Origin of the sequence: Streptomyces sp. NPDC047525, from assembly GCF_040643025.1 — a bacterium.
Taxonomy (GTDB): Bacteria; Actinomycetota; Actinomycetes; order Streptomycetales; family Streptomycetaceae; genus Streptomyces; species Streptomyces durmitorensis.
In genome coordinates this window covers 23,845-49,416 of record NZ_JBEYTL010000032.1, presented here as the reverse complement: position 1 = coordinate 49,416, position 25,572 = coordinate 23,845, and the positions used below count along the sequence as shown (strand labels likewise).

Annotated in this window: 20 protein-coding genes; 8 read left to right on the top strand and 12 right to left on the bottom strand. The window is 69.8% G+C overall.

From position 1 onward, the window contains the following. Positions 1–652 precede the first annotated feature (652 nt). The 3 genes from ABZ833_RS44280 (at position 653) to ABZ833_RS44270 (ending at position 3,730) form a co-directional block, all read left to right on the top strand. Positions 653–1,531, top strand: a complete 879-nt coding sequence (locus ABZ833_RS44280; protein WP_361059373.1) for a helix-turn-helix transcriptional regulator — start codon at positions 653–655, stop codon at positions 1,529–1,531. Positions 1,532–1,831: 300 nt separating this feature from the next. Then, a complete protein-coding gene (locus ABZ833_RS44275) occupies positions 1,832–3,100 on the top strand; it encodes an MFS transporter (protein WP_361059371.1) in 1,269 nt (422 codons plus the stop codon). Positions 3,101–3,184: 84 nt separating this feature from the next. Then, complete coding sequence (locus ABZ833_RS44270; protein WP_361059369.1) at positions 3,185–3,730, top strand: hypothetical protein; 546 nt, start codon at positions 3,185–3,187, stop codon at positions 3,728–3,730. On the opposite strand, the gene ABZ833_RS44265 is transcribed toward ABZ833_RS44270, so the two are convergent. Then, a complete protein-coding gene (locus ABZ833_RS44265; RefSeq protein ID WP_361059367.1) occupies positions 3,714–4,697 on the bottom strand; it encodes an NADPH:quinone reductase in 984 nt (327 codons plus the stop codon). The genes ABZ833_RS44270 and ABZ833_RS44265 overlap by 17 nt on opposite strands. Before the next feature lie 20 nt (positions 4,698–4,717). Beyond that, entirely contained in the window at positions 4,718–5,296 is a 579-nt protein-coding gene (locus tag ABZ833_RS44260; protein ID WP_361059365.1) for a PadR family transcriptional regulator, read from the bottom strand. A 99-nt stretch (positions 5,297–5,395) separates the two neighbouring features. Between ABZ833_RS44260 and ABZ833_RS44255 the strand changes: the two genes are divergently transcribed. Both ABZ833_RS44255 and ABZ833_RS44250 read left to right on the top strand, forming a co-directional pair. Then, the gene (locus tag ABZ833_RS44255; RefSeq protein WP_361059363.1) at positions 5,396–5,815 is read left to right on the top strand and encodes an ester cyclase; all 420 of its coding nucleotides are present in this window, start codon (positions 5,396–5,398) and stop codon (positions 5,813–5,815) included. 751 nt (positions 5,816–6,566) lie between these two features. Continuing rightward, on the top strand, positions 6,567–7,205 hold the full coding sequence (locus ABZ833_RS44250) for a DUF4232 domain-containing protein (protein WP_361059361.1): 639 nt from the start codon (positions 6,567–6,569) through the stop codon (positions 7,203–7,205). 118 nt (positions 7,206–7,323) lie between these two features. Here the strand turns inward: ABZ833_RS44250 and ABZ833_RS44245 are convergent, their stop codons facing one another. Both ABZ833_RS44245 and ABZ833_RS44240 read right to left on the bottom strand, forming a co-directional pair. Then, positions 7,324–7,662: a MerR family transcriptional regulator gene (locus ABZ833_RS44245; RefSeq protein ID WP_361059359.1), complete on the bottom strand. Its 339-nt coding sequence runs from the start codon at positions 7,660–7,662 to the stop codon at positions 7,324–7,326. 1,119 nt (positions 7,663–8,781) lie between these two features. Beyond that, the gene (locus ABZ833_RS44240; protein ID WP_361059357.1) at positions 8,782–9,885 is read right to left on the bottom strand and encodes a DNA alkylation repair protein; all 1,104 of its coding nucleotides are present in this window, start codon (positions 9,883–9,885) and stop codon (positions 8,782–8,784) included. Positions 9,886–10,504: 619 nt separating this feature from the next. Here ABZ833_RS44240 and ABZ833_RS44235 point away from each other — a divergent pair. From ABZ833_RS44235 to ABZ833_RS44225, 3 genes are all read left to right on the top strand, one after another. Beyond that, positions 10,505–11,986, top strand: a complete 1,482-nt coding sequence (locus ABZ833_RS44235) for an MFS transporter (RefSeq protein ID WP_361059355.1) — start codon at positions 10,505–10,507, stop codon at positions 11,984–11,986. Between the two features lie 221 nt (positions 11,987–12,207). After that, on the top strand, positions 12,208–12,648 hold the full coding sequence (locus ABZ833_RS44230; protein ID WP_361059353.1) for a peptidase inhibitor family I36 protein: 441 nt from the start codon (positions 12,208–12,210) through the stop codon (positions 12,646–12,648). Positions 12,649–13,227: 579 nt separating this feature from the next. Further along, positions 13,228–14,595: an FG-GAP and VCBS repeat-containing protein gene (locus ABZ833_RS44225; RefSeq protein WP_361059351.1), complete on the top strand. Its 1,368-nt coding sequence runs from the start codon at positions 13,228–13,230 to the stop codon at positions 14,593–14,595. Positions 14,596–14,679: 84 nt separating this feature from the next. Here the strand turns inward: ABZ833_RS44225 and ABZ833_RS44220 are convergent, their stop codons facing one another. The 8 genes from ABZ833_RS44220 to ABZ833_RS44185 all read right to left on the bottom strand — a co-directional run bounded on the left by ABZ833_RS44220 (position 14,680) and on the right by ABZ833_RS44185 (position 25,511). Next, positions 14,680–15,237, bottom strand: coding sequence for an XRE family transcriptional regulator (locus ABZ833_RS44220; protein WP_361059350.1), 558 nt, complete (start codon positions 15,235–15,237; stop codon positions 14,680–14,682). 7 nt (positions 15,238–15,244) lie between these two features. Continuing rightward, positions 15,245–17,497, bottom strand: a complete 2,253-nt coding sequence (locus ABZ833_RS44215) for a helix-turn-helix domain-containing protein (RefSeq protein WP_361059348.1) — start codon at positions 17,495–17,497, stop codon at positions 15,245–15,247. 169 nt (positions 17,498–17,666) lie between these two features. Then, the gene (locus ABZ833_RS44210; RefSeq protein WP_361059346.1) at positions 17,667–18,056 is read right to left on the bottom strand and encodes a DUF6009 family protein; all 390 of its coding nucleotides are present in this window, start codon (positions 18,054–18,056) and stop codon (positions 17,667–17,669) included. A gap of 148 nt (positions 18,057–18,204) precedes the next feature. After that, complete coding sequence (locus ABZ833_RS44205; protein WP_361059344.1) at positions 18,205–19,770, bottom strand: phage/plasmid primase, P4 family; 1,566 nt, start codon at positions 19,768–19,770, stop codon at positions 18,205–18,207. Next, a complete protein-coding gene (locus tag ABZ833_RS44200) occupies positions 19,767–20,849 on the bottom strand; it encodes a bifunctional DNA primase/polymerase (RefSeq protein ID WP_361059342.1) in 1,083 nt (360 codons plus the stop codon). The genes ABZ833_RS44205 and ABZ833_RS44200 overlap by 4 nt, the downstream gene beginning before the upstream one ends. Positions 20,850–21,456: 607 nt before the next feature. Next, positions 21,457–22,620 (bottom strand): acyltransferase, encoded by a 1,164-nt coding sequence (locus ABZ833_RS44195; RefSeq protein WP_361059340.1) that lies wholly within the window; start codon positions 22,618–22,620, stop codon positions 21,457–21,459. 271 nt (positions 22,621–22,891) lie between these two features. Further along, positions 22,892–23,722 carry a 4'-phosphopantetheinyl transferase superfamily protein gene (locus tag ABZ833_RS44190; protein WP_361059338.1) on the bottom strand — a complete coding sequence of 277 codons (831 nt, stop codon included), beginning with the start codon at positions 23,720–23,722 and terminating at the stop codon, positions 22,892–22,894. 34 nt (positions 23,723–23,756) lie between these two features. Further along, a complete protein-coding gene (locus tag ABZ833_RS44185; protein ID WP_361059336.1) occupies positions 23,757–25,511 on the bottom strand; it encodes an acyl-CoA dehydrogenase in 1,755 nt (584 codons plus the stop codon). Between the last annotated feature and the right edge of the window lie 61 nt (positions 25,512–25,572).

Below are 25,572 nucleotides of genomic sequence, written 5' to 3'. Positions count from 1 at the left end.
GAGGTGTGCTATTACTATCTGGAGCGGGTACCATATCGCTGCGCGATATGCAAGCGAACACCCGGGCTGCGCCCGGGTGTTGCGCTCCCACTCCGCGGGAGCGCCAGCGTGGGGCTGCGCCCCACGCACACCCGCCTTGCTGCGCAAGGCGGGTGACACTCCGTCCGCTGCGCTCCCGGAGTGGGGGCCTCCGCTGCGCTCCGGCCCAGTGGGTCCGCCTCTCTCCCCCACCCAACGGCCCTTCTTGCTTCGCCTCCAGGACCGTCAAGGGCCGCTAGCTAAGGCGGATCGGGCTGGCTACTGGGCTGGGGTGTCCGCAAGCCTGACGGCCCGGCATCGGCAAGAAAAGCGGTAGGGGGCGTGAAGACTGGGGCGCTACTCGCAGGGTGGAGCTGACTAGCCATCAGGCCGCCTGATGGCTAGTCAGCTCCAGGCGTAATTGGGACTCTATTCGGTACGGTGCTTCATTTTTAAGAGATAGATTAATTATGGAATCGATCGGCCCCACCCTAAGTGAAGATGCACCGCTTGGGAATCTGCACCTGACTGTCGCCCAATTCGTCACACGACGAGAAGGGGGTGGAGGAGTATCTGCCGTGAGGGGTAACGGCAGGGTCCCCCACCTTCGGCTTCTGCTCCCTACGCTGGCCGTATGGACAACCGGGACGAAGTCTGCGCATTCCTGAAATCGCGCCGCGCTAAGATCACCCCGGAGCAGGCAGGCCTGCCGGTGTACGGGCAGCGGCGTGTGCCGGGGTTGCGCCGGGGCGAGGTCGCGATGCTGGCCGGAGTGAGTGTCGAGTACTACACGCGCCTGGAGCGCGGGAACCTCGCCGGTGTCTCCGACAGCGTGCTGGACGCCCTCGCCCAGGCCCTGCGCCTGGGCGACACCGAGCGGGACCACCTGTACGCCCTGGCGCGTTCGGCGAACACCGGCCCGGCCCGCGGCCAGCGCCGGCCGAAGAAGGCGACGGTGCGGCCCAGTGTGCTGCGCATCGTCGAGGGCCTGCACGACCAGCCCGCCTACCTACGCAACCGGCGCATGGACATCCTGGCCGCCAATCCACTCGCCCGGGCCCTGCACTGCGAGTTGTTCGAGACCGAACCGGTCAACACCTGCCGGTTCGTCTTCCTCGACCCACGGGCCACCCGCCTCTACCCCGACTGGGACCGCGTCGCACGCGAAGGCGTAGGGGTGCTGCGGGTCGAGGTCGCCAAGAACCCCTACGATCGCGAGCTGTCGAACCTGATCGGTGAGCTGTCGACCCGCAGTGACGCCTTCCGCACCCTGTGGGGCGCGCAAGACGTGCACGTCTTCACCGAGGGCACGAAGCGGTTCCTGCACCCGGCGGTGGGCGAGATGGAGCTGGTCCACGAGACCTTGGACCTGCCCGGTGACGACGGCCTGTCCCTCACCGTCTACAGCGCCGATCCCGGTACACCGGCCGCCGACGCCCTGCAGCTCCTGGCCAGCTGGGCCGCCACTCGGCAGCAGGAAACGGCCGCGGAGCAGTCCGGCGCCGAGGGCTGACTCCCAGCCCCGTCCCGCCTTCCGGTCCACGCCCGCCTGCACTCGGGTGAGCGTTGCCGTCTGCTGCGGCGACCTCCTCCTGCCGGCGTGCTGCCGTGCTGCCGTGCTCCCCACAGGTCTTGGCTTGAAGGGGGCTCTGCCGTTACCCCTCACAAACGTGACTGTTTGCCAACCGTCGCGGCTGGTTCCGTAGATCTCGGCGGGGTGTTGACGCCCCCGCCGGTACGTCCCCACGGCACGTCCGCCCCCGGTCGCTCTCCAGCGCCCGCCGGGCGTGCCGTCCGATCGAAAGGACCCTCGGTGACTTCCGCCGCGTCCCCCTCCTCCACCACCGGGCAAGGCCCCGCATCCGGCGCTTCGCCGGAGTACGACGGCAGCGCGCCCGCCCTCACAGGGAAGGTCAAACTGCCGCCGGTGGTATGGCTGTTGGGTGCCATCACCTTCATCATGGGCACCAGCGAGATGATCGTCACCGGCCTGCTGCCGCAGCTCTCCGGCGCCCTCGGGGTGAGCGTGTCCAGCGCCGGGATGCTGATCACCATCTTCGCCGTCGGCATGATGATCGGCGCCCCCGTGATGTCCCTGGCCACCCTGCGCCTGCCACGCCGCAACGCATTGATCGCCGCACTGCTCGTCTTCGCCGCCGGCCACGTCGTCGGCGCCCTGAGCTCCAGCCTGGGGCTCGCCATGGTGGGCCGGTTCGCCGCGGCGCTGGGCAACGGCACCTTCTGGGCCGTGGGCGCAGTGATCGCGACCGCCGCCGCTGGCCCGGCCGCCAGCACCCGCGCCATGGGCGTCATGGTCGGCGGCACCACCCTCTCCAACGTCGTCGGCGTGCCCCTGGGCACCGCCGCAGGCCAGCTGTCCGGCTGGCAGACCCCCTTCTGGGTACTCGCCGCCCTCGCCGTGGCCGCCGCCGCTGTGATCGTCCGCCAGCTGCCCGCCGACCGCGATGGTGCCGACAGCACTCTGCGCGCCGAGACGGCCTCGCTCAAGCACCCGCGCCTGTGGCTGGTCTACCTGGCCATCGCTCTCATCCAGGGCGGCATCATGGCCGCCTACAGCTACGTCGCCCCGTTGCTGACCGACGGCGCCGGCCTCGCCGAGGCGGCGGTGCCGCTGGCCATGCTCGGCTTCGGCGCAGGCGCGCTGGCCGGCACCACGCTCGGCGGACGCCGCGGCGACAGCAAGCCCTACGGCACCCTCATCCCCGCGACCGCGGCCACCGCCGCGATCCTGGCCGCGATCACCCTGTGGGCCACCAGCAGCGTGCTCGCCGTGGTCCTGGTCGTGCTGCTCGGCGCCGCCGGCTTCGCGACCAACCCGGTCGTGGTCGGTGAGGTGGTCCGCGTCGCCGGAGCCGGCCGGGCCCTGCCCATGGCGCTGGCCACGTCCGCGTTCCAGGTCGGCATCGCCCTCGGCTCCTGGCTCGGGGGCGCCGCCCTCACCTCCGCCTTGGCCCTGCAGGGGCCGCCTCTGACTGGCATGGTCCTCGCCCTTCTGGCGCTGGTGCCACTGGGCCTGCTGGCCGCCTCGCGGCGCAAGGCGGGAACGGTGACGCAGAACTGACAGGGGCCGGGAACACGTTCACCTGCCCCGCCCGGCCCCAATTCCGGAAAGCCCGTACACGCGCACGCGCAGCCGCAGCGGGGCGTGGCCCCTGCGCCTCCTCGTTGGCACGGCGAAACCCGCTCCGGAACTTCTTCCAATGGTGATCCGGCGAGCGGGTTCGCTGTCTTGGTACTCCGAGAATCCGCGAACCCGCGCGCTTCGGTGTGGGACTGCCTCATGGCCGACGGCATGGACCCGCGCGGGCGCCCGTACACGGAGCGTCGGGCCGGGCTCCTGGACGTGCTCGCCGATGTGCCGCCACCGATCCAGCCGACACCCGCGACGGACGACCCGGAGGTCGCACTCGCCTGGTACACGCACCTGCCCGCGCAGGGCATCGAAGGCGTCGTCGCGAAACGCGCGAGCACTGTGTACCGGGCCGCCCGAATCTGGAAGAAGATCCGAAACAGGAACTGCCGCCCATGGTCATCGCCGACCTGCTCGCCAGCCGCCCCAAGACAGCCGAACGCTGAGTCACCCTCGCCGGCCGGAATTGGTCCGAATACTTGGCAGCGCGACGGGCCGCCCCGCAGATTTAGGCAGTTGAGCAGGGCAGTGTTCCGAGTCCGCGCTATAGGGGGATGGTGACCAGGATGCGGTCGTGGCCACTGCCGGCGTCGACGTGGTCGTGGGCCTTGGCGATGTCGTCCAGCGGGTGACGGTGGCCGACTGCGACGGTGAGGGCGCCGACGGCGGCTGCGGAGGTGAGGTCGCGGGCGGCCTGGCGCTTGGCCCTGGCGGGGAAGTCGTCGCTGCCGAGCAGTCGCAGGGTGACGTTGTTGAACAGCAAGGGCCAGAAGGGGATCTCGGTGCGGTCCGTGCGGGTGGCGTAGGCGGCGATGACGGCGTTGTTGGCGGCGACGGCGTTGTCGAGATCGGCGTTGTCGGACAGCGCGACCTCGATGATCCGGTCAACGCCCCGTGGCGCGTACGAGCGGATGGCCGCGGCGGGGTCGCCGGTATCCAGGGCGACGGCGTGGGAGACGACGGCCGGGTCGACGCGGTCGAGGTCCGCGGTGCGGCGGACGGTCGCGATCACAGTCGCCCCGGCCCAGTGGACGAGCTGGGCGGCCAGGGAGCCGACGCCGCCGAGGACTCCGTGGACCAGGACCAGTTGGCCGTCGACCGGGCCGTCGGCGAAGACGGTGCGGTGGGCGGTGATGCCGGGGATGCCGAGGCTCGCCCCCAGCTCATCAGTCAGATGGTCTGGCAGAAGTACGGCTTGGTGGTCGGGTACGACGGTGTACTGGGCGGCTGTGCCGAAGGGGCGGTAGGACTGGGCGCCGTACACCCAGACCCGCTGTCCGACGCGCCGGGCGTCGACTTGGGTGCCCACGGCGTCGATGACTCCGGCGGCGTCGCTGTGCGGGATCACTTGTGGGAAGGGCATGGACGAGCCGAGCCAGCCGCGCCGCTTCTTGGTGTCGCCGGGGTTGACGCCCGAGACGGTGACACGGACGCGGACCTCGCCGGGGCCGGGGACGGGATCAGGGAGTTCGCCGACGTGCAGGACATCGGCGGCGGGGCCCTGGGTGTCGTACCAGGAAGCAAGCATGGGGGCACCTCCGTGGGCGGTCAGGTCGCGGGAGCGGCGGGCGCATGCGGGTCGCTGTCGACGCATCCGGTGTCGAATACGGGGGCTTCGTCCCCGAGGGTCTCGCGCAGCCAGGTCCGCTCCGCGCGACTGGTGGCGCGGGCGGTGAGCAGCATGCCCCGCCGGTAGGGGTCGGCGATCTCCTCGGCACGCAGGGGCCGCTCGTTGTCGTAGAAGAAGCTCGCCGGTTCTTCCAGGAACTCCAGCCGTCTGCGCAGCACCGCGTGCTGTTCGGTCACGTCGGGCAGCTGGGAGAGGAAGGCCAGGACGATGTAGAACCGGGTGAAGTCGGTGATCTCGTGGTCGGCGGGCTTGCGCAGGCGCTGAAGCATGTCGGCCCGTCCGGCCGCGGTCAGGCTGAGCACGTACCGGGCCGCCCCCGCGGCCGGGGCGGAGCGCCGCTCGATCAAGCCCGCCTTGGTCAGACGATTGATCGCCGGATACAGGCTGCCGTCACTGACCGGCCGCGTATAGCCGGTCAGCTGTGAGACGCGGCGGCGCAGCTCGTGTCCGGGCAGGGGTCCTTCGGCGAGGAAGCCGAGTATCGCGAGTTCCAGCATGAGTCCATCTTCGCACGCGAACATCGAATCGATGTAAACATCGATTCGATGTTACGCTCGCGGGTACCCGCCGAAACGTCTCTGGAGAGGCACAGCAAGATGCCATCGCAGTCCACCGAGTCAGTGATGAACCGCTTCGTCGAGTTCATCAACACGGGCAACGAGGATCTCGCCCGCGAGGTCATTTCTCCGGACGCGGTGTTCCACGCGCCCAGTCATCCGGAACCGCTGCGGGGGCCCGATGGGTACTTGGAAGTCCTCGGGATGATGCGCGGCGGCTTCTCGGATGTGGAGTGGACGCTGGAGGAGACGGTCACCGAAGGCGACACCGTGGCCGCGCGGTTCACCATGCGGGGAACCCACGACGGTGAATTCTTCGGGATCCCGGCGAGCGGCAACACGATCTCGGTGCAGGCCATGAACTTCTACTACCTGGCCGACGGCCGGATCGTCGGCGAACGCGGCCAGCCCGACCTCCTCGGGGTGATGCAGCAGATCGGAGCCGTACCGGCGCCGTGAACGTCGTAGCGACGGGTGGGCCTTCTGCCGCGCGGGATTGCCGCTGCCGGGAGGGGGCCGTACGGTGCGGGTTCACCGCAAGAGGGTTCACCGCAAGAGGTCGGTCTTCTTCTTGATCCGGCGTCTTCGCGCAAACAGCGCCCGCTGCGGCGAGAGCTGTACGCCTCGTCACCGCTGACGTGACCGGGCCGGGTGTGGGAGTGCTCTCCCCCGCGGGCGAATACTGCAACCCTCGAATACCGACACTCCACCAGTGGCACAGCGAGACCGTGGACGCCGAGGTCGTGGGATACGTCGGACCCGCCGGCCGTCCCGGTCGTGCGGCAGCGCCCGCCGAACGGGCCCCGGATGCTGTCACAGGCGCTGGCTCCGCCGATCGTGGCCGAAGTCGCCCGCCTCGTCGCCGAGTCGGGGCCGGGGTGTCGGCGCGGACGGATGACGGGGAGGCGTACACGACCACCGGGGCCGGGCTGGTGGTGGAAGTCGAGGCGGGCACAACACGGCACGCGACAGTGGCAGTCACGCGGATCCGCTGAGAAGAGACTTGGTGCCGTCATGCCGTGAGCACGGCATCACGACACTCCTCAGAACCTGAAACGCGCAGGCCAACGAGGTGTGGCCGAAGTGACCGGTGATCTGCTGAGTCGGCCGCCTGTGACAGAACGAAGACGTCGCGGAGGACAGCCTGTAACTCGGTGCGGGATACAAATACTTCAGACCGCACGCACCGCGCTCCTTCTGGGGGAACACCGTGAAGTACACCCGCATCGCCGCTCTTGCCGCCATCAGCGTCGCCGCCAGCCTCTCGCTCACCGCCTGTGGCGGCGACGACTCCGGGAAGGATTCGTCCTCCAAGGGATCCTCGTCTTCTTCGTCCTCGGACGGCGGCTCGAAGTCGGAGGCCAGCGACGCGAAGTCGGGCTCCGGACAGGACACCAAGGCCAACGCCGACGCCGCGAACGGCGCAGTGAAGACCGGCGCCAAGGTCACGTTCTGCAAGACGGAGGACCTGGCCATCAACACCCGGGACGCCGCGCCCGACGAGGCCTCCGGCAGGATCGACATCACCATGATCAACCGGGGTTCGGCCACCTGTTCGGCCACGGGCTTCGCGGGCGTCGACATCAAGGACGCCGACAACACCTCCAACCCCATCGAGCGCGGCCAGGCCCAGCCGCGTATCACCACGTTGAAGCCCGGCGACGCCGCTGTCTTCAACCTGTCCTACGACATCGACAACAGCGGAGAGAGCCTCTCGCACCCCACCAACATCCTGGTGACGCCCCCGAACGAGACCCACTCCGTGACCCTGGAGTGGCCCGCGAGCGCGGGGAACATCAAGGGCGCCTACACCGACGTCGAGGTCTACCCCACGCACACGACCAAGTAGGGGCGGCGCCCGCAGTCGGCCCCGGTGACTGACCGCCCCATCCGGCCAGGACCTTGACCATCCAGCGTGTGGTCAGCCTGTGTCAGCGACCCTTGGCATGACCTTTCGCAGCAGGTTCTCAGACCGCGGTGGTGGGGTGTGCCGTTCCGGAAGTGCGGCGGTATTCGGTGTTGATGCGTTGGGCTTCTTCGAGCTGGTCTTCGAGGATGACGATGCGACAGGCGGCCTCGATGGGGGTGCCCTGGTCGACGAGTTCGCGGGCACGGGCGGCGATGCGCAGCTGGTAGCGGGAGTAGCGGCGGTGGCCGCCCGCGGATCGCAGCGGTGTGATGAGGCGGGCTTCGCCGATGGCGCGGAGGAAGCCTTGTGTGGTGCCGAGTATCTCGGCGGCTCGGCCCATCGTGTAGGCGGGGTAGTCGTCGTCATCGAGACGGCCGAACGAGTCGTCTGCGGTCATCTGCACCTCTCTATGCAACTCTGTGGAACGCGTGGAGGGGCCCGGGTGCCGTACTGGCACCCGGGCCCCGAAGGAAACTGCTACACCATCTGCCGGCCCTGGTACTGCGCCGGCCTTCTGTTTCCGCTGACCCGACCTGGAAGGCGTCGGGATTGCGGGGATCGCGGTTGCTTGACCGGAGACCACCTCACTATCGATGTCCTGCGGTACCCGGACTCAACACTCCGTCCGGGCGATCCTGATGGCGCCTGGTTCCTCCGTTCATCCCTCTTGGATCACTTGCTACTTACGGGAACTGCATACTGCTGGGTGGTGCGAACTGCTGGTGACCTGATGGAGCGTCACTCTTCGGCAGCCAGCCCCGTCGCCTCTCCTGCATCCGCTCTGGCTTAGAACCCCACTGCCGAACCTCCCGGTGCGCGCGCCCGCAGCCGACGCCTTCACCGAGGTGCTGCTCACTTGCCTGCACTGCTGGGTACTGCGAACTGCACTTACCTGTACTGCACTTGCGTGAACTGCGGTCCTGCTCACGGCGGCCCCTGATCACTGCGGGCCACCCGGTCCGGTCGTCAGTCCCGTCACCGTCCTGCATCAACCCTGGCTTCGGAACTCCACCACCGCACCGTCCTGCGTACTGCACCTGCGGGTACTGCTGCCCGGCAGTTCATCTCTGCCGGGCCCTGCTGTCTTTCTGGCTACGAGAGAAACCATAACCACACCACCACCCAATGTCTACTCCAGCCGACATAGATTTCCGTCAGGCCAACGGCTAGATATTCGAACCCCATGAGCGAGGGGTGATGGTTTCAGCAACATCCACAGCAGCCGACTGCCCCCTTGCCCGCGCATCCGCCCCGGCCCCCTGCGCGTCGTCGATAGCGGCGCGCTGGAACGCAGCGTCAGCCGGTCCGCTGACGTGGCCGGGCGGGACGTGCGACAGTGGCGGTTCAGCTGGTGAGGATGGGCCGCCTCTGTGATTCGAGAGTGGGTCAGGCGAAGTCGCGCGGCTGCCGACGGGGGCCGTCAATGGCGGAGGCGGCCCCCTTCGGGCCGCCGAGACCTGGGTGTGGGTGGTCGCATGGGTCCGTCCCGGGCCGCTGGGCGTTCAGTTCAGCAGGCTCAGGCTGGGCCTTGCGATGTTTCGGCAGCGGTGATGTGGACCTCGGTCGCGCCGAGGACGCGTCCGTTGGCCTGGACCTCGATGCGGTGCGGGCCGGGGTGGATCGTGCGGACCGAGAGGCACTCGAACCGGTGCCGGCGTGAGAAGCCGACCGCCTGGCCCGCGGGGAGGTCCCGGGTGGTCAGCTTGAACACCTTGCCCGCCCTGGGGCCGCGAACCCCTTGGTAGTGGACTATGTAGTCGATCGCCGCTCTCGTCGCGTCGGTGGCATGCAGCGCGAAGGTGACGGTGGTCGCCTCCCCGATGGAGATGGTGGAGGGCGAGCAGGCGAGGTCCGTGATCTCGATCGGAGCATGGTGATCGAACCCGAGAACCGCGAGAGCCTCCGGGTGTCCTCGCTTGACGAGTGTCCGCAGGCCGTGGCGTACGACGAAATCGCCCTGCGTGCTGCCGCGAAGCCATCGCCGCGCGGTGACGAGGACGAGGTCGGGGTGGTCCTTGCTGATGTCGTTGAGGTGGTTCGCCACGGAACGGCGCACGTAGAGGGACTCGTCGTTGACGAGAGGCTCCAGGAGGGCCAGCGCGGGAGCGGGGTCGGCGACGAACCGCGAGAGCTGTGACGCCCAGGGCAGCCGCGGGCGCGTGCCCTCCGAGACGAGCCGCCGAACGTGTTCGTCCGGGTCGGTGGTCCACGCCCTGAGCTGGTCCATCGTGACCTCGTAGTGGGCTTCGACGAACGGGCGGACAGCGAACTCGGCGGTGTAGCGGGAAGTGAGCGCGGCCAGCAGCGGCAGCGCGACATCGGGCCGGTCCAGCAGCGCCGAGGCGACGTAGGCGTTGACGGGCATGGAAGCCCACCCCGTGAGGCCCCCGCTGGCGAGGGCACCACGGATCACCCGGCCGGCTTCCTCGGGGGACGTCGGCATCGTCGCCGCGAGGGCACGGGCGATCCAGTCGATACGGGCCTTCAGCTCCAGGTCACCGATACCGGTGCCCGCGAGCTGCTCGAACGCCGCCCGGTCGAACGAGGCCGAGGCACCCGCGAGTTCGCCTGCAAGACGCCCGATGAGCTCCGGCGACAGTTCATCTTTGAAATCGGCCATCTCAATGCCCGCCCGCGGTCACGTCGAGGTCCCCGACCGCTCGCCCCGTCCGGCTCTCGGCCGGCGGGAGGAGGGGCTTGATGCGCTCCCCCTGTTCGTTCGGGAGCGGTGTGAATTTCGACCTGGGCATCATGCTCTCGAGTCTGCCAGGGGCCACTGACACGCGGCCGGTACCTCAGGCGCTCTGAGCTGCGACGACACCCCGCTGCGCGTAGCCTGCCGGATTCGGGCAAAGGACCGCTTCTTACAGTGGAGGCTGAGTGTTGCGGCCGGGCAGGGGCGGGTCCGTTCTGGTGTGCGGCGGGCCGTGCGGGTGTTGTACTCTTTCGAGTTGCTGTGCCGAGGCTTCGGTGGCAGTGACCGGACTTCCTGTTCCTTCTGTGTCGATCTTGGGGTGACGTCTTATCAACCAGGCCATGTAGTCGTCCGTGTTCCCCGCGTGCTGTTGTGTCGCACGTGTCTGGGGGCGGACGTCGCGCTGGCCTGAGTTGCGTCACTCTTCCCCGCAGTTTTCTGTCCCGGGTGCAGCTCTGCCGTCTGCCCCGGGTTTCGTGTTTTCCGTCCCCGGTGCGGCTGTCGGCAGGGCTCCCCCGATTCCTTTGGATCAGGAGCTCCTGTCTTGTCTTCCTCCGCGCTCGGCAACGAGCCAGAGCACACCACCACCCAGACCCCGACCCACCCATCTCCTGGACCCTCGAAGATGGCCATGGGGGCCTGGATCGCCCTCCTGGTACTGCTGACCGCCGAGCTGATGAACATGCTCGACCAGTCGGTCGTCCTGACCGCCCTGCCCGCGATCCAGGAGTCGACCGGCGCCGGACCGGTCGCGGTGCAGTGGCTGACCACCGCCTACTCCCTGCCCGTCGCCGTCGGGCTGATCACCGGCGGACGGCTCGGTGACATCTACGGCCGCCGCAGGATCCTGCTCATCGGCACCGTCGTGTTCACCACCGCCTCGCTGCTGTGCGGACTGGCCACTGGCCCGGGCGTACTGATCGGCGCCCGCCTGCTCCAGGGCGTCGGCGTGGCCGTGATGATCCCGCAGGTCCTGGCGACCATGCATGTCACCTTCGAGGGCCAGAACCGCAGCAAGGCATTCGGCCTGTACGGGGCCGTCATGGCCATCGCCAACGTCCTGGGCCCGGTCCTGGGCGGCGTGCTCACCCAGGCCGACCTGTTCGGGCTGTCCTGGCGGCCGATCTTCCTGGTCAACGTGCCCGTCGGGCTGACCGTACTCCTCCTGGGACGCACGTTCATCCCCGAATCGACCGTCCGCAAGGCCGACCGGCTCGACCTGGTCGGCATGCTGCTGTCCGGCCTGGCCATCGTCCTGATCCTCTTCCCGCTCACCGAGGGCCACGCCCACGGATGGCCGCTGTGGTGCGTCGTCATGCTCGCCGCCGGCGGCCTTGTCCTCGGTGTCTTCCTGCGCCACCAGCGGTGCAGGCAGGGCAACGCCCCGCTGGTGACCCTGTCCCTCTTCCGGGTCAGGCAGTTCTCCGGGGGCATGGCCGCAGACCTGCTGCACGGCCTGCTGTGCGGCCTGTTCTTCATGACCTGGACGCTGTATCTGCAGCGCGGACTGGCCCTGAGCCCGCTTGAGGCGGCCGTGGCCTTCATGCTGCTCTCCGTGGGAGAACTGGGCGGCGCGACGATCGCGGCGCAGACCGCCGGACGTTTCGCCCGCCGTCTGCCGCAGGCCGGAGTTCTCATCGCGACCGCTGCGATGGTCGCCTACGGGCTCCAGATCGGCAGCCACCAGGCCGACCTGACCCTGCTGGCGATGACCGCTCCGGTGGTGCTGATCGGCTTCGGCTTGGGCATGGTTTCCGGCCCGCTCGCCGATCTGTCGCTGGCCAGGGTCCCGCACGAGGACGCCGGCTCGGCCTCGGGCCTGTTCAACACCGCCATTCACCTGGGCATCGCGCTGGGCACCGCGCTGACCGCCGTGGTGTTCTTCGCCATCACCGGCGGCTCTCGCGACGGCGCGGTCAACCGCGACGCGTTCGTCACCGTGCTGTGGTGGGTCAGCGGCCTCCTCGCCCTGATGTGGGCCCTGATGTTCTGCCTGCCCAAGCAGGCCGACCACCAGGCCGACTGAGCTACTTCCCATGGGCGGCGGCACCTGCACCCTGGGCGCCGCCGCACCGCGACGCCCAAATACACCGATGTTGATCAGGGCATCGCGCAGGGCAGTGCGCAGGCGGTGTTTCGGGCAGCGCCGAAGAGCATTGTGGGGGATTCGCGGCATTCCTAGGGTTCTTCTCGTCCGGCCCGCGTAGCGGGTGCAAGCGCCTCTCATGAATGACCGGGGGAACACCAATGCGCAAGATCCACAAGGTCCTTGTCTGCGCCACGGCCACGGCCGCCGTCGCGGGCGGAAGCGCGCTGACCGCCGTCGCGGACAGCGCGCCGCGGGCCAGGTCCACTCAGTCGAGCCAGGTGAAGACCGTGTCTGTGGACGGGTCCGTGAAGGGCAAGGCGGCTCCGTCCAGCTGCAAGAAGGGACGTATCTGCTTCTACACCGGCAAGAACTACGCCGGGAAGCGGTGCTCGCGCAGCGTCAGCTTCAAGGAGTGGGGCTCGAAGCGGTGCAGGACGTCCACGTTCAAGTCCGGGTACAACAACGGCTACTCGGGACACAAAGGAGACGTAGCAGCGTACGCGAAGAAGAACTGGAAGGGCACGCGTTACGTCGTCCCCAACAAGGCCGGCATCCACTTCAGCCATGCGAGGCCGATCCGTTCCGTCCAGTGGTTCTGAGCCCTGAACGGACGACCTCCGAAGGCACCGCGAACGCCGACAGTGCCCGGCTCCACACGGACGCCGGGCGCTGTCGGCGTTCGCGTCTTCCCGTAGCTGGGCCGCGTAGTGACGCACGGCCTCAGGTGGCCGGCGACCGAACGGCAAACCGGATCACCACGTTCTCCACACCCCGTGGCCGCCGCTTGACCGCTGGCATCGTGAGGTGTCTTTTCACGGCTCAGCTTCAGGCCAATGACGCCCCCAGCAGGAGCGCAAGCAGGGCGTCATTGGGAGGGGCAGAAGCACACACACCGAGCGCGAGCGAAACCGCCACCATGCGGTACGCCCGCATGGACCGGCGGTGGGGCAGGGCCCAGGTGATGGCCCGGATCACGCAGTACTCCATCGCGAGGAGCGGAAGACCAAGCAGGGAGCCGCCGCGTCACGTGTGCGCCCACGTACAACCCTTCGGCCCCACCATCCGTCTCCTGTTCGCCGGCCCCACGCGTCGCCCGGGGCCACTTCCGGTGAACGGCGCGGCGCGCCCACCGCGACCGGGGCCACCGCCTCCGCGACTCATAAGGAACCCCAACACCCATGCGTATCCGCACAACAGCCCCGCTCGCCACCTTCCTGGTGGCGGGTCTCATCCCCCTAAGCCTGCCCGTCGCGGCAGCGAGCGCCGCGCCCGCGAAGCACGGCGACGACTTCAACGGCGACGGCTACCGCGACTACGCGTATTCGAGCTTCAGCGCCAGAGGGGGCGGCGGCGTCACCGTGGTCTTCGGGACCGCCACCGGGCCCGGCTCCAGACAGCAGCGCATCACCCAGGCGAGCTCCGGCGTGCCCGGAGCCGATGAGGCCGACGACATGTTCGGTGAAGTACGGGCCGCCGCGGACTTCGACGGCGACGGGTACGGCGATCTCGCGGTGGCGGCGACCGGCGAGAACGGCTCAAACGGCGCCGACCAGGGCGCCGTGACGATCCTGTGGGGCTCCGCCTCCGGCCTGTCCAAGGGCACGACTCTCCCGAACAAGAACCCGGGCCCCAACAACTACATGGGCAAGGACCTGGCGACCGGTGACTTCAACGGGGACGGCAAGCAGGACCTGGCCGTCATCAACGAATCCATGACCTACGTCTACCGCGGCCCGCTCAAGCGCTCCGGCACCACCGGCGCCGTGACCAAGCTCGACAAGACGACGTCCTTCTACGCCTCGTCCCTGATCTCCGGCAAGGTCAACGGCGACAAGAAGACCGACCTCGCGATCATCGGCGACGTGGTCAGCTCCGAATCCATCGCGTCCGACGCCTGGTTCATCAAGGGTGGCGCGAGCTCGCTCACCCCGGGCAAGAGCCTGCGCCTGGAGTCCCAGTCCGGCAACGGCGGCAGCTCCGAGCGCGGCGGCGACGGTGTCATCGCCGACTTCGACAAGGACGGCTACGGCGACATCGCCATCGGCACCTCCCTCTACTCGAAGCACAAGGGCCGCGTCAGCGTCTGGTACGGCGCGTCCGGCGGACCGTCCCGAAGCGCCCGCCTCACCCAGTCGACGAGCGGCGTCGCCGGATCGCCGGAGAACTACGACGAGTTCGGCTCATCCGTCTCGGCGGGTGACGTCAATGGCGACGGCTACGCGGACCTCGCGGTCGGCGTGCGGGGCGAGGAGATCGACGGCCAGGACAACGCGGGCGGCGTGCACGTCTTCAAGGGGCGGGCGAGCGGCCTGTCCGGTGCCGGTTCGCAGTGGTTCGCCCGTAACACCCCTGGCGTGCCGGGTCCGCTGTCGGCCGACGATCAGTTCGGTGGCCTGGTCCGGCTGCGCGACACGGACGGTGACGGACAGGCCGACCTGTATGTGAGCGCCGTCGATTCTCTGCGGCTGCCCGGCTCAGCTGGCGGCGTCACCACGACGGGCGCGACGCAATACGACGCGGTGCCCATCGACAGCTTCTTGGAGTAACTCCCCCAGGCGAACGTGCGCCTGGAGTCGTCGGGCCGGCCGCCTCCGTGGCGGTCGGCGACCGGCGCCGTGCGGCGCGGGTGGCTACAGGTCGAACTCCAGGCGTTCGACGTCGGTGAAGCGGACCTCCTCCAGGGAGCCGGCGCGGCGGCCGCCGTCCTGGAAATAGGTCTCCTTGAGGCCTTCCGCGGCGATCTCCCGCAGTTGGTCGTCGCCGGCGCCCTGCTCCTGGGCGGCGAAGAGACGGGCGGCGAACCGGGGTGGCAGCGCGACGGTCAGGTCCCGGATCCGGGCCTCATCACTCGTCCCGATCGGCGCGGTGTACCCGAGCCGGGCCCGGGTGTCGATGACGATGCCGTCCGTCGTCGCCGCCTTCTGACGTGCCTTCGCCCTGATCTGCGGCTGCCACCGGGAGCGGACCTCGCTCTCCAGCCGGGCCGCGAGATCCTCCCGGGGCTTTTTGATCTGGTCCTTCACATACCGCTCCACGGTGCGCTGGGAGATCCGCAGCATCTGGGCGACCGCCTTGGTGCCCTTGAGCTGCTTGACCAGGTAGCGCATTCTCGCGCCGGCCGACTTCGGGATCGGGCGGGTGAACGCCTTCTGCACCGCCTGGTCCAGGCCGTCACCGAACATGCTCATCGGCTACCTACTCCCCGTTGTCCTGGTCGGTGACGGTGCCGTCCTTGATGTAGCGGGCCAAGTTGAGCTCCGGGGCCTCGAACTGCTCCCGGACTCCTTCGCCCCACAGCACGCTCTGGGTGCCCTCCCACTTGACCAGCCCGGGATTCACCCCGAGCTTCAGACCGCCCGGCAGGGGCTTGCCCTCGCGGTAGGGCAGAAAGTCCAGCGGGGACTGCCCGTCGACCGCGTACACGACGCAGTCGGAGAGGATCGCGACCGGGTACTGCCCGGTGAACGCCGCGTGCTTGAGCAGTTTGCGGTGGAGGTTGATGCGGGTGCGGGAGATGACCGCGGCGCGGATGTCGGGGCGCCAGGTGGGCCGGGACAGGGCCCGCCACGGCTGGCCGGGCTTCCAGCCCTCGCCGCGCGGGCGCTCGCGCAGTTTGCCCAGGCCTCCCTTCACGGTCGCCTTGACCGCGGACACCACGATCGCCAGCTCCGGGTCGCGCTGCCGGTAGCCGTCCATCGCCGCCAGGAACTCCTGCGGCGAGACGTCGGCGGGCACCCCGAGATCGGCCATGGTGGCCAGGTACGCGTCGCGCAGCCGGCTGTACCAGCCGTCCAGGTAGCGGCCGTTGTCGTGGCGCACCCATGCCTCGGTCGGCGCCACCTCGTAGCCCAGCTCCACCGCGTACGCCACGGTGGGCGTCGCGTACCAGGCCGGTCCCTGCGGGCGCTCGCCCTTCGGCGTGAACGGGCTGGGCAGCAGGCTGCCCTCCAGTTCCACCCGCTCTTTGCCCAACTTCACCCTCGACAGGTCGACATGGCTCAGGTCGACCAGCCAGGAGCCGGGCAGCTTCGCGTCGAACACCGGCGCCTGCACATGCATGGGCGCGCCGAGGCCGACGATCAGGCCGTTGGCTCCGGCGGCGAAGGCCATGTTGACGTCGAGACCCACCAGATTGCGGCGCATGCATTCGTCGTCGGTGAGCGGGCGAGCCCAGTCGTAGGCCTCCTCGAACAGCTTCTGGTCCGGGCCGCGGACGTGGAAGCGGGGAAGGTCGGCGAGCAGCGGGTGCCCGTCGGGGGCCTCGCACGGTGCGCAGTCGACCGGATCCTTTCCCAGGGAGCCGGGGTTGTGTTCGGAGTGGCGTTTGCCGTCCGCGCCCGGTGCGCTCGCGCGGGTCGGCGGGTGCAGGGCGGTCATCAGCTCCAGGCCGGTGACGGCGGTCGATCCGCGCGGCGTCATGACCCGGGAGGCGTAGGTGCCAAGGAGCCGGGCCAGTTCCGCCGGTGCGAGCTGAGCGGCCTGGCCCCAGTGGCGGGTGTCGAGCGCGTTCCAGGAGGGGATGCACAGCTGGACGCAGGAGCGTTCCGAGCCCTGCGCGGGGCGGTAGATCCGTGCCCACGGCCCGAACCCGCGCTTGGTCAACTGCCAGTTGGCGCGCGCCAGTTGCTTGACGACCTTGTGGTTCTCCGGGATCCGCCCGGCGAGCTGCTCGTCGGCGGTGAGAGTCAGTGGCAGTCCGTAGCGCTCCAGTGCGGCCTCGGTGAGCACGATCAACGGATCGGCGTCCTTGCCGGGCCCGGACAGCCTGGGCGCCCCGAGCTGTGCCTCCTGCAGCGTCCAGTCGACCAGGGCCGCGACGGACTTGGCGGGCACGTCCAGGACCAGGCCGCCGACGCAGTACGCGGACACCTGCCCGTCGGCGACATCGATGACCGCGAGCGGCCCGTTCTCAAAACGCGCGTCGACAGCGGCCGGGCCGGTGGCGGGCTTCGCCGCGGCCGCCTTCGCGCCCGGCCGACGCGGCGCCGTCGATGCCCTGGCCGTGTGTGCCGAGCGTGCCGGGGCGGCGGCAGGGGCGGGGTTCGTCGTCGCGGTGCCGGTCTGGGTGTCCTCGGCGGCTTCGGAGTTCGGCGCCCCTTCCGTGGAGGGAGACTCCGCTGCCGGCGCGGGCACGCGGGTGGACGTCTCGGACGGCGCCGTGTCCGTGTCGGGCTCGGCCGCGTTGGCGGGGGTGGGAGCGGGAGTGGGGTAGAGCTTCGCGAGCTGCTCCAGCAGTCGTGCGTACGCCTCGCGCTCCGGGCCTCGCGGTTCCGTCTTGGTCTTGCTGGATTCCCAGCCGCTGACGGTCGCGCGGCGCACCTGCAGGGCGCCCGCGACCTGATCCAGCGTCAGGCCGTGAGCCTGCCGGAGCCGCTTGCGCTCTTCCGGCATCGGCAGCGGGGAGCGGGACGCGACCAGGGCATCGACGGCATCGAACAACTCGGACATGGGAACCTCCTGCCCCGCACCCTACCCGTGAACCGTACAAATCCCGCTCATTGAGCGTACGTATTACATACGCATTGCGTACGGCGGCGTCGATCCGTGGGAGAGTCCAGCGGTCTGAACGGTCGACGCAGCGATCAGCGAGCCGGTGGTTCTCCACGCGGGGCGTGTGTCACGAACGGGCGGGCACTATCTCCGACGTCGCCTGCGACCGGGGGGTCTTCGCCCCGGCCTTCCCCGCTTCGACCGTCCGCGGGTCGACGGCTTCCAGCGGGGAGCCCACCCGGTAGGGGCACTCGGGATCGTCCGGCCGGTTGGGGCGGTCGTGCGGCAGCAGATAGAACGTACGGCGGGCGAAGAGGCCGCTGTCGGCGCTGCGCGGCGCGTTCGGCGCCAGGTTCGAGTAGCCGATCATCCGGCCGTCCCGCTCGTAGCGCGGTTTGCCCTTGCGGGTGCTGACCTTGTCCAGGGCCTGGCGGACGTAGTCGAGGTTCTCGGTGTCCTCCAGCCAGACGACCTCGGCTTCCTGGACGAGATCGCCTTCCTGCGGAATCGCGCTCATCAGGCCTCCTGGGTCTTGGCGGCCGGGCAACGGCCTTCGGATGTGGCATACACGCGGCCGGTTTTTCCGGCTCGCGGGGCGAGCTGAGAAAGCAGGCGTCGTCCATCGTACGGTCGGCCACCGCACGCGTCCCGCCCGCAGCGGCTCCTCACGGCGTCCGGCCTCTGTCATCGGCGGCACTCTCGTCCGTGAGCAGGGCGAGGCCGGGGTACAGCTTCTTCACATTGTTCTTGATCATCTCTGCGGGTGAGGCCAGACCGAGCTCCTGCCGGATGCGGCTGGCGAACGCGCGGCTGGTGGAGGCCCTGATCCCCTCCTCGGAGCACCAGCGCCCGTAGGTCTCGTACAGCAGCTTCTGCTCGACGCGCAGTTCAGGGTTGGCGCGGCCGTCCTCGCCCTTGGTGCAGCACTCGTTGATGAAGCGGCCCACATGGTCCTCGGTCGTCTCATAGGCGGCGGTCGCCACCCGCACGGACGCCGGACCGGTGAGCGGATCACGCGTGGACAGATAGCGGCCTGCGCCCTCGATCAGCCACTGCAGGATGCCCGGACCCTCGTCGCGCACGAGTTCCGCGGCCAGGTTGTCGATCTTCCGTTCGTCGGGCACGCTCCGCTCGAACGGGATGATCCGCATGCGGCGCCAGAACGCATAGCCGCCGGTGCCGACTTCGGGACGGTGGTTGCCCAGCAGCCACAGCTTGTGCGTGGGGGTGAAGGTGAAGAAGTTCTGCCGCATCCGCCGGGCGGTGATGGTGTCGCCGCCGGTGAGGAGCTTGACGCGGGCCTCGTTGAACTTGTCGTTGGGCTTGAGTTCGCTGCACACGACGATGCGCCGTCCGTGCAGCTCGGTGAGCTCCGTGGAGTGCTCGGTGAACTTGCCCTTCTCCATGAGGAATCCGGGCGGGGCCGCGTTGGCGTAGTCGCCCAGGATCTGCGTCATCACCTCGAGCAGCACGGACTTGCCGTTGGCGCCGGAGCCGTAGAGGAAGGGCAGGACCTGCGCGCCGACGTCGCCGGTGATCGAGTAGCCGAGCAGGAGGTGCAGAAAGCGGGTGGTCTCCAGGCCCTTCGCGTCGGCCCCGAAGGTGTCGCGCAGGAAGCTCTGCCAGCGCGGGATGGGCATGGCGTGGGGTGCCACGAGAGTGGCCCGCGAGTGCATGTCCGTGAGCGGATCGGGCTTGCGCAGCATCCCGGTCCGCAGATCGACCACCCCGGCCGGTGTGCACAGGGCGTAGATGTCGCCGTCCAGGACGTCGGGGTCCAGGCGCAGCCCCGGTGCGGCCTGCGCCTGGTACAGCAGGGCCTTCAGCCCCGAGGTCGACTCGGAGTGCCGGCGGTGCGCGGCCAGCTGACGGTCGCTGAACTTCCCCCGGGGGTCGTGGTCGGGGATCTGCTCCGCCATCTCCCCCGCCGCCCACACGGCTGCTTCGTCGCCGCCGGTCAGTTTCCAGCGGTACTCGTCCCAGGAGTGCCAGCCCATCCCGATGACGTAGCGGAACTGGTCGCGGTAGAGGCGGGCGAACAGCTTGGCGTTGCCCCGGTCGGTCAGGGCGCTGGGCATCAGTCCCTCTGATTCGGCCGCGGGCGGGTAGCGGGCTTCGGTCTGCTGGGCCGGCAGGCTGGCATGTGGCTCCGGCAGAACGAAGTCGAGGCTCTGCTGCTGGATCTGTGCGGCGGCCGCTTCGGCGTCGAAGCGTGCGGGCTCGGCGCTCATGGGCGTCCTCGGGGATGGAGTGGTCGCTGGGCGCCCGCGGACAGAGCGGACTCGATGATCGTGAGATTGCGGCTCTCTTGAGCAGGGCGCGCGGCATGCGCCGCCTCCAGCAGCAGGTCCCGCGCGTCTGCCTGGTCCAGGTGGCCCGCCTGGACCAGGCCCCCGGCGGTATACGCGGCGCGGTTGAGCTTTTCCGTGAAGCTCGCTCCTTCCCGGGTGGCCGCGCAGGCGGAGACCTCGGCCAGAAGAGGGTTCAGGAGGCGTTCGGCGCCCTTCACCGAGCGGCGCCGACGGCGCGGAGCCTCGGCCTCGGCTGCGGCGGGCTGAGGGATCGCGGCAGGCACATGGTGTGTGCGTACGAGTTCTGCTGCCAGCCACTGCGGCAGCGACGCCGGTCGGCGGGCTGCTCCCAGGGGACGGTAACTGCCTGCGGTGGTCCGGGTCGCGGGGGCCACGATGTAGCCGTTGTCGGAGCGCACATCCACCTGCCAGGCCAGCGCCGTCTTCGGGCTGGACCCCGTGGAGGAACGGTAACGGGTCTCGGGGTGCGGGTTGCGGTACCAGATGTGCAGTCCGCCGGAGGGGGTGCGCACGCGCAGCGTCGAGGTGTCCTCCGCCGGACTTGGCTGGCCTCGCAGCGCGGCCAGCAGGGCGAGGGTGTCGAAGCCGGTGGCCAGGCCGGACAGGTTGACCTGCGGGGCGATGGGGATGCCCGGCAGGAGCCGGGACCTCTCGGGAACCTGTGCCGCGTGGGCGTCCACGTCGAGAACGACCAGATCCGCGGGACCGCAGGAGACGCCGACACCGAAACGGGACTGCGCGTGCCACCAGGTGTCGATGCGCTCGGGATCCGTGGTCGCGGCGTGGAACCCGTGGCACCAGCGTCCAGCAGGCAGGCAGGGGCAGGCCGCGGGCAGGTGCCGGTCCTCCTTGCAGGCCTGGCAGTTGGCCGGCGGGACCTTCTGCTGCGGGGCAAGGGGGTGTACGGGCCAGCCTGCTTGGGCGCACCACCGGGCGATCGCGTTTGCGTGCACGGCCTCGTCCGGGGCCGTCGGCTCGGTCGAGGGCTGGCGGGTCAACGGATCGTCCTTGTCGCGATTTGTGTCGGTCTCCGGCGGGACCAACGGGTCTGAAGGGACTGAGGTTTCGAGTTTGCGGCACGAGCGTAGCCCACGGGAGGGGGCGGAGGAGGAACGCCCCTGGCGTGTCGGGATTTCTGGGTCCCGTTAGTCCCGCAGCTCCGGGTGGCGCGGGCTCAGTTCAGTCCCGCAGGGGAGGGGCAGGTTCAGTCCCGTGCCACGAAACTCCTGCTCAGAGAGGGTCTCCCCGGGCGCTACGGGACTGACGGGACTGGACCCGGTAGTTATAAGCTGTTCAGAATCACCCTCCCTCGATATGCGCGCGCGCATGTTGGATGTGTTTCGCTGGGTGATAACTACTGGGCTGGGTCCCGTCAGTCCCGTGCTTTATGGAGGCACACCATCTGACCTGCGCTTTTCCTCTGGGGCCAGGCACGGGACCAAAGAGGTGCGGGACTGAGAGTCCCGTACCCGGGAGAATTCCCCGCCAGCTGCGAAGTTCAGCCCCGTGAGCCCCGTAACCCCCGTGCGGGAAGGGGCCCGAAAAACCCCGGCACCTGCCTGGTCAACAGGCGCGGTGCCGGGGCGGGCGGGCAGACGGGCTGTGTCAGGTCCAGAGCAGGCTGCCCGCCGCCAGGCAGACCGTGGCCAGACCGGCAACCATCGCGATGAAGGTCAGCCGCGTGCTGCCTGTCAGCGGGGGCCAGGTGCGGATGGGGTCCTCGACCAGGCGCTTGGTCGCGTACGCGAGGATCAGTGCCGACGCCAGGACCCCCAGCCGCACAGGGAGGTTCAGGACCCCTTCGGACACGGCGAGGGGCGCCAGGATGAGCAGCGGCCAGTGCCAGAGGTAGAGCGAGTAGCTGATGTCGCCCAGGAGTTGCACGGGCTTCGATGAGGTCAGCGCGCTGTGCCACTGCTGTTGCCGACCGTTGCCGGCGGCGATGATCAGAGCCGTGCCCACGGTCGGGACCAGCGCTGCGGAGCCGGGGTAGGGCGTGAGGCCGGTGAAGTGGACCGCCGAGCCCACAAGGGCGGCGAAACCGAGCAGAGAGGCCGCGATGGCCCCGGCTCTGGGCAGAACGAACCTCGTGCCGGCCAGAGCGATCACCGCGCCGATCGTGAACTCCCACACCCGGACCGGCGTGATGAAGTACGCCACCGCCGGGTCGGCTTCGGTGAGGTAGATGCACCAGATCAGCGAGACGAGTCCCAGTCCCGCGGTGATGGCCAGGCGCGCCCAGCGTGCCCGCAGGGTGAACAACAGCAGCAGGAGCAGGGGCCACAGCAAGTAGAACTGTTCCTCCACCGACAGCGACCAGTAGTGCGCCGTGCCGGTGACCTTGGTGGGGTCGACGGGCTCGGCGCCGAGCAGCCAGTTCTGGCCGTACAGTGCGCTGGCCATCACTTGACGGGCGTAGTCGGCCCAGCGCGGCTGCGGGACGAGGGCGTGTACGGCGACGACGATGCTGAGCAGTACCAAGAGGGCGGCGGGCAGCAGGCGGCGTATGCGCCGGGCGTAGAAGTCCGCGATCCGTATGCGGCCGGTGGCGTTGATCTCGTGGGCCAGCTGTGCGGTGATGAGATAGCCGGAGATCACGAAGAAGGCGTCGACTCCGACGAAGCCCGCGGTGAGGACGGTCGGCCACAGGTGGTGGAAGACGACGAGTCCCACGGCCAGGGCGCGCAGTGCCTGGATGTCCGGACGGAAGTCGGTCTTCTCGGCACGGGCGGTGCCGGGTCTTTCGAGGGTGGACGGTCGGGTCGGCATGACACTCCTAGAGCACTGGTCGTGTGTGATCGTGCGGAAGCGGACCAGTGGCCTTGCGTCCTGGTCACGCACTGGTGCAAGGACGCTTGTCTCCGGGACCTTTGGGGGGTGGTCGCCCTTGGTGTGGACGGTCGCAGGACTCGCTTGAGCGCCGCACGGGATGTGCTCGATTTCGGCTGGCGCACCGGCCGGGACCTGCGGCGTCCCTCTCTGGAGGCCTCCAGAGAGGCCTGTCCGGGGCGAGGTTCGGGTCGTCGGCCCAGGAGTTCGGTCAGCCCAGAAGTTCGGTGACGGCGCCCATGAACCCCTCGTCGAGCATGGTGTGCGGCGCCGTGTCGCGGGAACTGTCCAGGCCGGCGTCGTGGCGGGCCACACTGAGCAGGTAGCGGCCGAGGACGCGGTGCGTGGCGAAGGCCCATTCGCCCCGCGCGGCGGGCCTGCCGTCGGGGCCGAGCAGGTCGCCGCTGTCCACGCCGAAGCCGAACTCGGTGAAGGCGAGCCGCAGCCCCTGCCCCAGCGCCTTGGTGTAGGCCTCCTTCAGGGTCCACAGGCGCAGCATGGCGGCCCTGCGTGCCGCGTCGCCGAGCTGCTCGAGCACCTCGCGTTCGGCGGGGGTGAGCACGTGGCCGCTCAGCAGGTCGTACGACATGCGGCGTTCGGCCGGTTCGGCATCGACGCCGATGCGGCCGTCGCGGCTGACGCCGACGGCGATCAGGTCGTCGGTGTGGGTGAGGCTCACGTCGATCTGGTCGAGGCCGCGCAGGTAGGGACGCCCGCCGACCTTGTACGAGAGGTCGAGCTCCACCGGGTCGGTGTGCAGGGCGGCGGCCGCTGCGTACTTGGTGACGAGGCGGGAGGCGACGAACCGGTGGCGGACGGTGGGGTCGGTGGTGCGGCGGTAGCGCTGCCAGTCGCGGCCGAGCAGCGGGCGAAGACCGGGTTGGGCGACGGCTGCGGTGAGCCATTCGCCCCAGGTGGAGTGGACGACGGCGTTGCCGTGGCGGTCCATCGCCTCGCGTACCCGGTACCAGGGGGCGTCCGGTCCGCTGACGTGGAACGGCGTGCTGATGTGCTCCGCGCCGGTGGGGATGATGGTCGTCAAGGGGCCTTCCTTCCCTGGGGCGTTGTGGCGGGTGTCATGGCGCGTAGGTGACCGCGTCGAGGTCGCAGCTGCGGCCCTCCCGGTAGCGGCGCAGGAGTTCGTCGAGCACCTGCGCCTGGACGCCGTCGGACTGGCCGGGCACCGGGACCCCGAACCGGCCGGCGAGCCGGGACAGGGTCAGGACGGCCCAGGCGGGGTCGGCGAGGAACGGGTCGGTGCCGTCCTGGCTCTCCCAGACGCCGAGGACGGCTGCGGCGCCGACGATGCCGGCGTAGCGGTCGGTGAGCACGAGCACCGCGGGGTCGGTGAGGGCGGCGCCGGACGCGGGCAGGCGCCGGCACTGCTCGCGCAGGGCACGCAGTTCGGTGACGAACGCCTCGGCGAGGTCGGCGAGGGCCCCCAGGGTGCCCCGGGTGCCGCGTGCGTGGGCGAGCCGGTCGGCGGCACCGATGAGCGCGGCGGCCATGAAGTCGCCGCCGCCGGCGATGCCGAGCAACCGGTAGTCGAGGTCGGGCAGTTCGCTGCCGGAGCGGAACAGCTCGGGCAGCGGCTCTTCCTCGGCGAACCAGGACCGCTCGGCCAGACCTCGCAGCTGGGGCACGAGCACCGACTGGCACGAGGCGCTGCCCGCGTGACCGAGTCCGGCCACGGGCAGGTCGCGCAGGAGCTTGTCGAGCGCCCCGTAGGCGGGGTCGGCGTGGTCGTAGCCGCGGGCGCCGAGGACGGTGGCGAGCTCTTCCAGGTCCTCGCGCAGCAGGTCGGGCACCACGTACTTGACGGCGGCGGCGAAGAGATGGGCCTGGGCGGGCAGCAGGGACAGGGCCCGCAGGACGACGGTGGACATGGCGTCGCAGGCCAGCAGGTCGGCGAAGACACCGGCGAGCGGCTTGTGCCAGCGCTTGGCCACCGGCCCCGTACGGCCGTCGGTCGCGGCCCGGACGGCCGAGTGCAGCACGGTGCCGACGGCCGCGGTGACCACACCGCAGATCACGCTCCGGTTGACCTGGAACACCCGCAGCGCGACGCCCACTCCGTCGCCCTCGGAGCCGACCAGCGCCTCGGCGGGGACGGGGCAGTCGGTGAACTCCAGGCCGGAGAAGAGGGCTCCGCGCATGCCCGCCAGCTCGACGCGCGGCAGGTGCCGTACGTGGCCGGTGCCGACTTGGGCGGGGTCGAGGAGGAACACGGAGTGGCTGCGCGGTCCGCGGGCGGCGTCGGTGCGGGCGTAGACGACCTGGAGGTCGGCGCGCGCCGCGTTGATGATCACGTCCTTGCGGCCGTCGAGCCGGTAGCCGTCCCCGGCGTCGCGCGCGCTGAACTCGTGGCGCAGGATCGCGTTGGCGTGCGCGAGTTCGTGGTGCAGGATCGTGGCCCGCCCGCCGTTCAGCAGCAGGTCGGCGACGTCCTGGCGCTGGCGTGCGTCGCCCGACGTCCAGACGGCGCCGACGGCGAACAGGGAGGTCATCCCGTAGCCGAAGCCGAGCGCGACGTCGCGTCGGAAGACGGGGCGCAGGACCCGTGCCAGCAGGTCGGCCCGCGTGAGCCGGCCGCCGTTGGCGGCGGGCACGAACTCGGCGTCGAGCCCTGCCGCGCGGAGCAGCGCCTCGGTCGCGGCGGGCGGCTGGGCCCGGTCGTCGGCGGCGAACAGCGCCCGCAGGCCGTGGGGGTTCGCCGGGTCGTAGGGGTCGCCCAGCAGCGTCTCGAGCCGCGCGGCCCGCGCGAGGGCGTCCGCCTCTGTCCGTCCGAGCTGCGTGACCGGGGGATGGATGATCTCGGCGGTGATGGTCATGGCGGCGGTGGTCAGCTCCCTCGTCGCGGCAAGGGGCGCAGCGTGCGCACCCGTATCCAGA

Excerpts from the sequence above, each read along its gene's own strand:
- ABZ833_RS44215 (WP_361059348.1), bottom strand. The coding sequence starts at position 17,497 with ATGTCCGAGTTGTTCGATGCCGTCGATGCCCTGGTCGCGTCCCGCTCC.
- ABZ833_RS44205 (WP_361059344.1), bottom strand. The coding sequence starts at position 19,770 with ATGAGCGCCGAGCCCGCACGCTTCGACGCCGAAGCGGCCGCCGCACAG.
- ABZ833_RS44255 (WP_361059363.1), top strand. The coding sequence starts at position 5,396 with ATGCCATCGCAGTCCACCGAGTCAGTGATGAACCGCTTCGTCGAGTTC.
- ABZ833_RS44240 (WP_361059357.1), bottom strand. The coding sequence starts at position 9,885 with ATGGCCGATTTCAAAGATGAACTGTCGCCGGAGCTCATCGGGCGTCTT.
- ABZ833_RS44230 (WP_361059353.1), top strand. The coding sequence starts at position 12,208 with ATGCGCAAGATCCACAAGGTCCTTGTCTGCGCCACGGCCACGGCCGCC.
- ABZ833_RS44185 (WP_361059336.1), bottom strand. The coding sequence starts at position 25,511 with ATGACCATCACCGCCGAGATCATCCATCCCCCGGTCACGCAGCTCGGA.
- ABZ833_RS44225 (WP_361059351.1), top strand. The coding sequence starts at position 13,228 with ATGCGTATCCGCACAACAGCCCCGCTCGCCACCTTCCTGGTGGCGGGT.
- ABZ833_RS44195 (WP_361059340.1), bottom strand. The coding sequence starts at position 22,620 with ATGCCGACCCGACCGTCCACCCTCGAAAGACCCGGCACCGCCCGTGCC.
- ABZ833_RS44260 (WP_361059365.1), bottom strand. The coding sequence starts at position 5,296 with ATGCTGGAACTCGCGATACTCGGCTTCCTCGCCGAAGGACCCCTGCCC.
- ABZ833_RS44220 (WP_361059350.1), bottom strand. The coding sequence starts at position 15,237 with ATGAGCATGTTCGGTGACGGCCTGGACCAGGCGGTGCAGAAGGCGTTC.
- ABZ833_RS44265 (WP_361059367.1), bottom strand. The coding sequence starts at position 4,697 with ATGCTTGCTTCCTGGTACGACACCCAGGGCCCCGCCGCCGATGTCCTG.
- ABZ833_RS44210 (WP_361059346.1), bottom strand. The coding sequence starts at position 18,056 with ATGAGCGCGATTCCGCAGGAAGGCGATCTCGTCCAGGAAGCCGAGGTC.
- ABZ833_RS44280 (WP_361059373.1), top strand. The coding sequence starts at position 653 with ATGGACAACCGGGACGAAGTCTGCGCATTCCTGAAATCGCGCCGCGCT.
- ABZ833_RS44245 (WP_361059359.1), bottom strand. The coding sequence starts at position 7,662 with ATGACCGCAGACGACTCGTTCGGCCGTCTCGATGACGACGACTACCCC.